The sequence below is a fragment of the Variovorax sp. P5_A3 genome (assembly GCF_056400665.1).
Genome location: NZ_JBFUKW010000052.1, coordinates 1 through 10,924 on the forward strand (window position 1 = coordinate 1; position 10,924 = coordinate 10,924).

At 63.2% G+C, this 10,924-nt stretch carries 8 protein-coding genes; all 8 read left to right on the forward strand.

Annotated features, from left to right (window positions below; genetic code table 11):
* Nucleotides 1–84: 84 nt before the first annotated feature.
* Nucleotides 85–2,565, forward strand: coding sequence for a DNA ligase D (gene ligD / locus AC1D3B_RS35795; protein ID WP_478195408.1), 2,481 nt, complete (start codon nt 85–87; stop codon nt 2,563–2,565).
* A gap of 185 nt (nt 2,566–2,750) precedes the next feature.
* The gene (locus tag AC1D3B_RS35800; RefSeq protein ID WP_478195409.1) at nt 2,751–3,827 is read left to right on the forward strand and encodes a toll/interleukin-1 receptor domain-containing protein; all 1,077 of its coding nucleotides are present in this window, start codon (nt 2,751–2,753) and stop codon (nt 3,825–3,827) included.
* 418 nt (nt 3,828–4,245) lie between these two features.
* Complete coding sequence (locus AC1D3B_RS35805; protein ID WP_478195410.1) at nt 4,246–4,671, forward strand: hypothetical protein; 426 nt, start codon at nt 4,246–4,248, stop codon at nt 4,669–4,671.
* A 425-nt stretch (nt 4,672–5,096) separates the two neighbouring features.
* A complete protein-coding gene (locus tag AC1D3B_RS35810) occupies nt 5,097–5,246 on the forward strand; it encodes a hypothetical protein (protein ID WP_478195411.1) in 150 nt (49 codons plus the stop codon).
* Between the two features lie 281 nt (nt 5,247–5,527).
* Entirely contained in the window at nt 5,528–6,568 is a 1,041-nt protein-coding gene (locus AC1D3B_RS35815; protein WP_478195412.1) for a ParA family protein, read from the forward strand.
* 89 nt (nt 6,569–6,657) lie between these two features.
* Nucleotides 6,658–7,203, forward strand: coding sequence for a hypothetical protein (locus tag AC1D3B_RS35820; RefSeq protein ID WP_478195413.1), 546 nt, complete (start codon nt 6,658–6,660; stop codon nt 7,201–7,203).
* A 42-nt stretch (nt 7,204–7,245) separates the two neighbouring features.
* Nucleotides 7,246–7,749, forward strand: coding sequence for a hypothetical protein (locus AC1D3B_RS35825; RefSeq protein ID WP_478195414.1), 504 nt, complete (start codon nt 7,246–7,248; stop codon nt 7,747–7,749).
* Nucleotides 7,750–8,593: 844 nt separating this feature from the next.
* A partial coding sequence (locus AC1D3B_RS35830; RefSeq protein ID WP_478195415.1) for an nSTAND1 domain-containing NTPase occupies nt 8,594–10,924 on the forward strand: 2,331 nt, incomplete at its 3' end.

Sequence of the window (10,924 nt, forward strand, 5' to 3'; positions counted from 1 at the left end):
GCCGCCTTCAAGGATGCTTCGGGATGACCTCGGGAATGGGAACGCGCCTGCAAACGCCTGTGTCTTCGCCCGTACATTTCGCCCATGGCCGCAGCACCCCCACTGGCAAAGTACAAGGCAAAGCGCAACTTCGCCGTGACGCCCGAACCCACTGAAGGCGGCGAATCTACGGCCGGCGGCCTGCAGTTCGTCATCCAGAAGCATTGGGCGACCAGGCTGCACTACGATTTCCGGCTCGAACTGGACGGCGTCATGCTCAGCTGGGCGGTACCGAAGGGCCCGAGCTACGACACGGCCGACAAGCGCATGGCGGTGCAGACAGAGGATCACCCGATCTCGTACAACCAGTTCGAGGGCACGATTCCCCCGAAGCAGTACGGGGCAGGCAAGGTGGTGATCTGGGACAAAGGCATCTGGGTGCCGGTCGGCGACCCGCGCAAGGGCTATGAAAAGGGTGACCTCAAGTTCGAACTCCATGGCCACAAACTGCGCGGCAGGTGGGTCCTCGTGAAGATCAAGAGCCGAGAGGAAAAGCAGAACGCCTGGCTGCTCATCAAGGAGCGTGACGAGTTCGTGCGCCCGGCCAGCGAGTTCAGCGTCGTCGACGAGATGCCCGACAGCGTGGCCGGCCTGCCGATGCCCGCCGGCGCTGCGGCTCCTACCGAGTCCCTCGGCAGCCTGGCCGGGGCGAAGAAGACTGCCCTCCCCGCCAAGATCGCTCCCGAACTTGCCACTCTGGTTGACGGGCCACCCAGTACCGGGGACGACTGGGTGCTGGAAATCAAATTCGATGGGTACCGGATGCTGGCGCGTGTGGACGAGTCCGGCGTGCGCCTCTTCACCCGCAACGGCCACGACTGGACGAAGAAGCTGCCTCACCTGGCGCGCGACCTGGCCGCCATGAAGCTGCCGCCCTGCTGGCTCGACGGCGAGATCGTGATCCTGAACGACCAGGCACTCCCCGATTTCGGGGCTCTGCAGAACGCCTTCGACAACGCGCGCACGAACGACATCACGTTCCATCTCTTCGACCTGATGCACTTCAACGGCCTCGATCTGCGCCAGGTGCCGCTCGTCGAGCGCCGCGCGCAGTTGCAGCGGCTCCTTGAGGACGCACCTGACTCGATCCGTTTCAGCGAGGCCTTCGCCGGCGCGCCGCGCGATGTCGTCGCCTCGGCCTGCAAGCTCGGCTTGGAGGGGATCATCGGCAAGCGCAAGGACAGTCCCTACACGTCGAGTCGAAGCCCGGACTGGATCAAGCTGAAGTGCAGGCAGCGCCAGGAGTTCGTCGTGGCCGGATGGACGCACGTCCGTGGCACGAAGTCAGGGATCGGAGCCCTCCTTCTGGCGGCACACGACGCCGGAGGCAACCTGGTCTATGCGGGCAGCGTCGGCTCCGGCGTCAGCGGCAAGGTTGTGCCAGCGCTTCAGGAGAAGCTGGCGCCCCTGGCGGCCAAGACCAGCCCACTCCATGGCGCCACGGATGCGAGCGCCCGCGGCGCGCAATGGGTGCGCCCCGAACTGGTGGTCGAGGTCAGCTTCCAGGAATGGACGAAGAGCGGCCACGTCCGGCATCCCGTCTTCCACGGCATCCGCGAGGACAAGCCGGCCAAGGCGGTCGTTCGCGAGGTCCCGCAGCACCTTCGACCCGCCGCCGGCGGCGAGGTCCAGCGCACGCTTCCGGCCAGGCTCCGGGTTTCGAACCCGGAACGAGTGATTGATTCGTCAACCGGTGTCACCAAAATCGAGCTGGTGCGGTTCTATGGTTTGGTGGGGCCGCTGATCCTCGAACACCTGAAGAACCGTCCTGTGTCGCTCGTACGCGCGCCAGAGGGCATTACTGGCGAGCTGTTCTTCCAGAAGCACCTGGACAAGGGCGAGATCGTCGGCGTCCGCCAGCTCGACCCGGCCCTGCACCCAGGCCACTCCCAGCTGCTCGAGGTGGCCACCGCTCGAGGCCTGCTCTCGGCCGCCCAGCTCAACGTGATCGAGTTCCACACATGGAATGCCGTCAAGTCCGCGATCGGCAAGCCAGACCGGATGACGTTCGATCTGGACCCGGGCGAAGGCGTGAAGTGGCAACAGATCCAGCAAGCCGCCGAACTGGTTCGCGTCTTTCTGGAGCAGCTGGAACTCGCCTCGTTCGTGAAGACCAGCGGCGGTAAGGGCCTGCACGTCGTGGTGCCGCTCAAACGCCTATACGACTGGGACACCGTGAAGGACTTTTCCCAGGCGATCGTCGTGCACCTGGCGCGCACGCTCCCTCAGCTCTTTGTGGCCAAGAGCGGGCCGAAGAACCGTGTGGGCAAGATCTTCATCGACTACCTGCGCAACGGCTTCGGCGCCACGACGGCTTCGGCCTGGTCGGCGCGGGCGCGGCCGGGCCTGGGCGTGTCGGTGCCGATCGCCTGGGATGAGCTGTCGGACATCACAAGCGGCGCACATTGGACCGTGCGCAACATCCACACGCGGCTGGACAAGGGTAACGAGCCTTGGAGCGCGTACGCCATTCGCCGACGCAGCCTAAACAAGGCGATGCGTACCCTAGGGTTCAAAGCTGACTGAACAACTGCGTCGTCGCGGATTTTCTCGCCGCCCGCATGGCGCCCCGGTTCGCGGGTCGACACTTTGAATCGCACAATGTGGTCCAGAATTGCCCATGGCGGGAGGCCTGTGGCATGCTTCAGGGGGACCTCCGCTCGGCGGAACCTGCGCATCAGGTCACTCAAAGATCAAGGCCGGCAGCACCCATGAAATCTGCCCAGAATCGGAAGTCCTACAAGGTCTTCATCAGCTATTCCACCGCGGATCGCGCCGTTGCCTTGAGACTGTTCAACGATCTCAGCCGGGCGGGCGCCCAAGTCTTCCACTTCGAGCAGTCCTCGAAGGCAGGGAGCGACGCCTGGAATCAAGTGCTGTCGGCGATAAAGCAGGCCGATGGATTCGTTGCCTTGCTGTCCAAACAAGCCATGCTGTCCAGACCCGTCCGGTCCGAGGTCGAACAGGCTTACTATTGGTATAACAACATTGGAACGCCTGAACTCATCCCGGTGCGGCTTGAGCCAGTTGAGGTGCCAGATCAACTCGTGACGCGTACCTTGGTGTCGCTTGAGGACTACGCTGCCGGTCTGTCCGTGCTGATCAGGACTTTCGGACTGACCATGGGCGTTAGCCAAGCGCCTGCTGCAAAGGCCGCGGAACCAGTGCGCCAAGCGCCTGCCGCAAAGGCCGCGGAACCAGTGCGCCAAGTCCCTGCGGATGCCGCCCGGAGTTACTTGCGGAAGCGCTATGGCCTGCCAGAAGAGACGTTTCTAAAGCACCTGAAGAAGGAGCAGGACGAGGGGGTCAGCCTCATTAATCAGGCGACTGTCGTGGCTCCGCGGTTCAAGCAAAACGTCTATCTTTTGCCGGCGCTCAACCTTTTCCTCGGCCTCGTTGCTAGTGTGCTGCTGTACTGGCTCTTCAGTTCATTGCCCGACCTTGGTGTATTCCTCACCCAGCTACTTCCTGAGTCGGTGAAAGAGTTCTTGGCGTCGATTCGCGGATGGTGGCATTCGACCACGTTTCTTGGGGCGTCCCTTTCAACGGTCATGCTCATCGCCGGCGCCCTCGCGATCATGTATTTGTCATGCGGGTTTGCCGACGAACAGATTTGCGTGGACTTCCAAGACTACGTTGTCGTTTCCTTCAAAGGGTTCTTGCTGGCAGGCTTTGTGGCTTTCGCTTGGGTCTTTTTCTTTCACCCGCAGGGGGCTGGATTTGCCCTCTACTTCGCGAGCGCCGTCGCCCTTTCTTCAGTGACCATTTCGGCCTTCGAATTGTTTTGACCAGGGCAGCCCTACCGACACATCAGTCTTGTCGCGTCGAACGGCGAAGCCGATCCCGGGCTTTCAGCGCTGCGCGTCGAGCTCCTGCAGCTCTCCACCCTGTCGGGCACCAATCCCTGACGCACGCGGCCCTGCAGGGCCGCTAACACCTCCCTGCAGATGACGCCGTCGCCGGCGTCGTGCGGGATCGCCTCGCTCCAGCTGGTCACGTGTGGCTGATCTGCCCTGCGGTCCGCCTCTTCCCGACGCATAGCGCCATCCCTGCGCGTGCGCTCGTCCTCGTCCTCACCCGGTCCCTTCGCTTCGCTCTCGGGCTGCGGCCTCCGGTCGCTCCTCCCTCCCGCACCTGGCTGTCGCTGGCCATGCGTCGAGGCGACTCCGAAGAGCAGATTTTTTCAACCACACCGAAAGGCCAGTCATGAGCGAAGCGACCACACAAGACATCAACACACTTTCCACCGCGGCCGTTCCTTCCGCACCTCCCGAGGCTCACCAAAGAGCAGATGGGGGGAGGGGGCAAAGGAATCTGTCGAAGCTTCCCACGCTTTGCTACGCGCTGGTCGCAAGCAACGCACCAGGACGCCGCATCGTAATCATCAAGGTGGGCGAACGCGGCTACTACCAGACCGACTTCGACGGCGCTGCAATGGAGCTGGCAGAGGCGCGGATTCTGGTCGACCGCCTGAACGTCAAGCTCGGCGTTTCCGATGCACAGCACGAAGCCATGGTTGCCGGCTCGGCTTTCGGCTTCCATGTCCCCGCTGCCGATCCTGATCACTCCACGAATACCGGAGGAACGCTGCGCACAGTCGATGCGTCGATGTCGAGGACGGTCGCGGCATGACCCCGGAAACGCGTGGGCGTGAGCTGCGATGCGATGACCTTCCGCGAAGAAGTTCAAGAGCGAGATTCGCGCTCCCGAATCGGAGCGGGCGGCCAAGGCTAGCGCGGCGCGTGAACCGAAGGCGGTCTCCGCATGAGCCGCAAGCCGTGCCCCGAGGTACGCGTAGGCTTTTCCGCTGACAGCTGGTCGCCTCGTCGCCGCCGCGCGCGAGCGCGGCTATCTCGTTTCTCGGCGAACGCATTCGCCGGGAACTACCCGAAAGGCCACCGAAGCCGCGAACCGCCTGGCAGGCGTGACATGGTGGGCATTCCGACGGGTAGTTTGACCGCCGTCCGGGCGGCGTTTTCGCTGGCAACGGGAAGGCGCACGCCGCATGGGCGACGGCGGCGGCGAATCGGAAAATGCTATGTTTTCAAGAGCCCACCATGCCCGAAGCCGCCACAATCCCCTACGACGAAGCGAACGCGAAGACCGTCGCCGTGATCAGAAGATCTTCGAAGAAGCCCGCCAAGCGCGCGCCGGCCCGGCCCGCGACCGACACCCGCAAGCCCGCCGCCAATCGCAATGTTTGCTAGGGTCCTGTTTGCGATCGCCCTCATGATCGGCTCGCTCGTGGCCGTCTGGCTGGTGCGGAATTCATAGGCGCCTGTCGGCATACTCTCGGTCAGGAGTTAGATCGTGTCGCGCCCAAACGTGCAGCACGCCGTTGCCAAAGTCGATTGCGACCGGCGCAAGGCCGGAGCCACGTTTCTTGAGCGCCGCACAAGAAGTTGTGGTTCGTCCTCGCAAACCAATCTTGCTGGCGAGGCGCAGGGCTAGACTCTGCACAGCAGCAACAAGGTAACAAGGCAACCCCATGGCGAAGATCGTCTCACTGTTCAACCATAAGGGCGGGGTGAGCAAGACCACGACGGCATTCAATCTCGGATGGATGATGGCTAGCATGGGGGCCAAGGTGCTGCTCGCCGACTTCGATCCGCAGTGCAACCTAACAGGCATGGTCATGGGCTTCGAAGGTGTCGACGACCTCGAAGCGACCTATGTCGAGAGCCCGCCGAACAACGTGCGGGACGCGCTTGCACCAGCGTTCGAGGCGAAGCCGAAACAGATCGAAGCGGCGCAATGCGTTCCGGTCAAGGGCAATTCGAACCTCTACCTGCTGCGCGGGCACATCGGATTGTCCGAGTACGAAACGACGCTTGGCGTTGCGCAGGAACTTAGCGGGTCACTGCTTCCGCTCCGGAACCTACCCGGCTCGTTGCGCTTCATGCTTGACGAGACGGCGGGCAAGGTGGGAGCCGATTTCGTGTTGGTGGATATGAGCCCGAGCCTTGGGCCGCTCAATCAAAACCTGTTCACGACTAGCGACTACTTCTTGGTTCCTCTTCACCCGGACTACTTTTCTTCGATGGCGCTCAGCTCCTTGGCGAGAACGCTGCCGCGATGGAAAGCATGGGCCGAGATGGCGCATGGCTTGGAGGTACTGGCGAAGGCAGACTACCCGTTTCCGAAGCCGCAGGTGCAGTTCATCGGGTCTATAGTCCAGAAGTACCGGCCGCGCTTGGGGAAGGCGTCGAAGGCTTTTCAGAAGTGGATCGATCAGCTCGAAACGGGTCTGCAAACCAAGCTCGTCCCTGCGCTTCAGGGTGCCGGGATGCTTGATCCCGCTGCGTTCAAAGCAAGGATCGGGCTCGAACCGTGGAACGCGATCATGGAGGTCGCAGACTTCAACAGCCTGATTGCGCTCTCGCAAGACTTGCAAGTGCCTGTCTATGCGCTCACTGCAACGCAGATCGATCAGCAGGGCGCGGTCTGGGCTCAGACGAAGGCGAGCATGGACACGTTCGAAGCGGCCTTCAGGCTCTGTGCTGACCGCGTCTTTGCGTTGACGGCGTAAGTCGCGCTGTGACGCCAATTGGCCACTTCGATGCGGTCTGGCTCCGCTGTCACGGCCTCTCAGCGATACACGCCTACCTTGCGAAAAACATGACTGGCGCTCTGCCGGTGGACGAAGTGCTGCGCGCCGCCTGGGTTGCGCAGGTCAGCGCGCTCGACCTCTATGTGCATGAGCTGGTGGCGCAGCGTATGTTGAAGTCGTTCGAAGGCACGCTGCCGCGCACTCAGCAATTCCAGGCGTTCCAGCTACCGCTCGAAACCATCGAGCGCATCCAGGCGGCATCCACGCCTTCAGCGGCGAGCTCTGCGTTCGACCTCGAAGTTCGACGACAGCTTTCATTGGCAACGTATCAAGACCCTGAGAAGATTGCCGACGGCGTGCGTCTGTGCTCGGGTGTGGAGCTATGGAACGCTGTGGCTTCGCACCAGGGTGCGACGCCCGCGCAGAAAGTGACTGCGGCGAAGCAGCTCAAGCAGCAGCTTCGAGCGATTGTAGACCGGCGCAACAAGATCGCTCACGAGGGTGACCTGCAACCCACGCTGCCGGTGACGCCTTGGCCTATCTCTCAGGCTGATCTCTCTCAGGTCTCGACCTTCATTGAGGGCGTGGTGCGATCAATAGATGCCTGCGTGTGAGTGCCGGGCTGGGTAAGAAAAGAAAACGGGCCGAGGAGTCCCGTGCCGGTCACGTACCATCGATTCTTAAAGGGAGATTTTGTGAAAGCACTCGGAACGATAGTCCTCATTGGTGCCGCCCTTGTCGGAGGCTATGCGCTGTTTGTGTTCGACCCCAGCGTTGCAACCGCCGGTGGCGGGCGGGTGAACAATCTGGGTCTGATGCAGGACCGCCAGAATATCCTCATCGCATCCTGCGCTGCCGCCGTTGTGGGTTGCATCCTGATGGTGTTTGCGGGTCGCCCTGAGCAAGGCGCTTCATCTACGGCCAACGGTGTTCGGCCAGGCGCAGACGGTCGATCCCGCGCCGCAGAGGCTCTAGAGCCTGAGAAGCTCCTAGCCGTAGAGAATTTTCGCGACGCTCTGAAGCGCGACGATGCGGTTGCGGTTCGCAAGATGCTGAACGACTTGACCGTGCGGGCGTATCACGAGCGTCCTACAGGCCGGGGGTTCCTGCAGTACGCAGTTGTTCACGAATGCCGTGAATTGCATTCCGTTGCTGCTTGACGCAGGCACAAAGTTTGACCAGCGCGACAGCACGGGAAAGACAGCGCTCGACTTTGCGACAAGGGCTAACCCAGAGGTCCAGGCCCTGTTGCCGGTATCGCCGGGGCCGGCGCCGTCGACGAGCCCTCTCGCCGGCGCGCTTTGCGCACATGCTGCTCAGGGCGTGCCCTCAGACGCTGACTTCGCAGCGGCGCTGGATGAGTGCAGTTCGGCGTTGCGAAAGCCAGTGGTTTGGGCGAAGGCCTTCGCTGAGGCTCTCGGGGATGACGTGCGAGCAAGGGCGCTGTACACCGGTCGCCGGGCTGGCGAACTAGCGGCAGAACGGGCCGAACGCGGACGCGCGGAACTGCAAAGATTGGAGGATGGACGAGCCCGCCTGGAGCGAGAGGCCTATGAGGCCAAACCCAAGGGCAAATGCCCGAACTGCGATGCGATAGTGCCCCTTAATGCAGAGACCTGCGTTAGCTCCAGGTGCGGCGCCGCGGACGGCTGGCGCGTCAAGCCGTTGTCGGCTTAGCGGCGGCCTATTGCTCACGAACACTTGGGGTTTGTGCCACAGGGGTCGCCCTGGGGGCCGCTGAAAGTGATCAAGTGCTGCTGTCGCCGCCGCGAACTCGCGTCCAGCCGGCGCGTTCAAGCCTGTTTCAACGGGGCCCGAAGCCGAGGTCCAAAAACGCTTTTGCCGCGAGCCATCCCCCCGATCTTCGGTGTTGAGGTAGCCGGAGGTCGTCGCGATCGATGAATGGCCGAGATTGTTTTTCACGACCGGGTGCGACACCGGCGTACGGCCGGCTCGACCCTTCAAAGGGCAAATGACTTCGCCGGTTCCTGAGAAGATGCGGCGATGGGCCAGATCTTCATCAGCCATTCAAGCCTTGACAATTCGCACGCGGAGGCGATGCGTGATTGGCTGGGGGCCGAGGGATGGTCCGATGTCTTTCTCGATGTAGATTCATTTCTCGGCCTTGCCCCAGGACAGCATTGGCGCGACGAGCTGCGCAAGGCGGGCGAGCGTTGCTCGGCCGTCGTTGTGCTGGTATCGCCTCATTGGGCGGACTCGAAATGGTGCCTCACCGAGTTTCTGTTCGCAGCGCAATTGGGGAAGGAAATCTTTCCGGTTCTGGTAGCGCCGTGTGCATTCGAGTCCCTCCCGATCGAACTCACCGCGACCTACCAGTTCGCCGACCTCTCGACAGCTGACAGGCGGTCTGAGGGGCTCGAAAGGCTGCGCATTGGCTTGCATCGCGCAGGGCTTCTTCCGGGAGCCTTCAGCTGGCCGCCCAAGGACGAGCCGAACCGCCCTGTCTTTCGCGGCCTCCGGGTGCTCGAAGAACGGGATGCCGCCATCTTCTTTGGACGTGACACACAGGTCACCAAAGCCATGGACGCCATTCGGCGCCTGCGTGACGGCGACCCCGAGCGGATGCTGGTGATCCTCGGGGCCTCCGGTGCGGGCAAGTCGAGCTTTCTGCGAGCGGGTCTGCTTGCTCGGCTGAAGCGAGACACCGAACGCTTTCTGGTGCTGCCCACCGTGCGGCCCGCCCTCGCAGCAGTGACCGGCGCGACGGGACTACAACAGTCACTTGGGCTGAGCGGCACTATCGACGTGGCCACAATTGCCGCACAGATCACCCGGTTGAGGGCACCCAGGGCGGAGCAGCTTCGCAACCATGCCCCGCAGCGGACCTCGGGCGAGGCTTTGGTGCCTGCCACCGTAGTCCTGCCCATCGACCAGGCAGAGGAACTGTTCGTTGCCGGCGACGATGAGGCTACCCGCGCTGTCGCGTTGATCGCCGATACGCTTAGCGCCGATCCCCGTGTGTTGCTGCTGATCACCATCCGGTCGGACAGCTTTGGGCTCTTGCAGGGCGAACCACGCCTGTCCGGCATCCCACGCCTTCCGTTCGATCTTGCGCGCCTGCCCGCGGCGGCGTTCAAGGAGGTTATTGAAGGCCCCACGCGGCTTCGAGATGCGGGCGTTGAGATCGACCCCGAGCTCACGGAACAATTGGTCCATGATTTCGACGGTGCCGACGCTCTGCCGCTGCTCGCGTTCACCCTGGAACGGCTGGTTGCCGACCATCGCGCAGGCGGGCGCGTTGGAAAGCGCCAGTACGTCGATGAGATGAAGGGTGTTGGTGGCGCCATTCGTGCGGCTGTGGAACGCGCCTTTGCTCGGGCCGCGCAGATACCCGGCCTGCCCCCAACGCGCGCGGCACTGGACGAATTGGCGCAACGCAGCTTCGTGCCAGGGCTGGTCCGGATCGACATGGTGTCTGCCCCCGCCAAGCGCCGCATTGCACTGCGCCGCGATTTGCCCCCAGAGGCGCTTGCTCTCATCGATTGCCTGGTCGACGAGCGGTTGCTCGTTGCTGACACCGCGGGCGGCGAGCGGACCATCGAGGTCTCGCACGAAGCCGTGTTGCGCCACTGGAGCGAACTTGAAAGCTGGATCGCGGCGCGCAGGGACGACCTGAGCCTCGCCGAACGCGTAACGGCGGCGGCTGATGACTGGCAGAACGCGGAAGACTTGGCCAAAGACGAGGCTCTGGTTCACCGCGGTGAGCGATTGCGGGCCGCCGAAGCGCTTTTGGGCTGGGTTAACTTGGGATGGAAGGAAGGCGACTACCGACGCGCCTATCTTGCGGCCTGTCGCGCTGCGGAGCAGCGCGCCGAGCTTGCTGCGGCGACCCAGCGTCGGCGGCAGCGCCGGCTGCTGCAGGGGATCAGCGTGCTTGTAGGGTTTGTGGCGCTGGTCACAGTCGTCGGCGCGGCGCTTGTGATCTCCGCGCAGCGCAATCTTGGTCGAGCAACGTCGATGACGCTGGCGAGCGCTTCAGAACGGTTGGCGGCTGACGGTGATTTCGTGCACGCCATGCACCTGGCCGTTCTTGCCGAACGCAGCAACGGGCTGACGCCCGCTACCCCAGAGTCGATGGCGGCGCTGTCCTCGGCGGCCCAGGGCGGCAGACTCCAGGTGGACTTCCGGGGTCATCGGGCGCCCGTCGATGGCGCCGTGTTCTCGGCCGACCAGCACCGCATCCTGACCTGGAGCGAAGACGCAACGGCGCGGCTGTGGGATGCGGCCACCGGTGCCCAGATTGGCCCGGCCCTCAAGCACGACCACTGGGTCAATGGCGCCGTGTTCTCGGCCGACCAGCACCGCATCCTGACC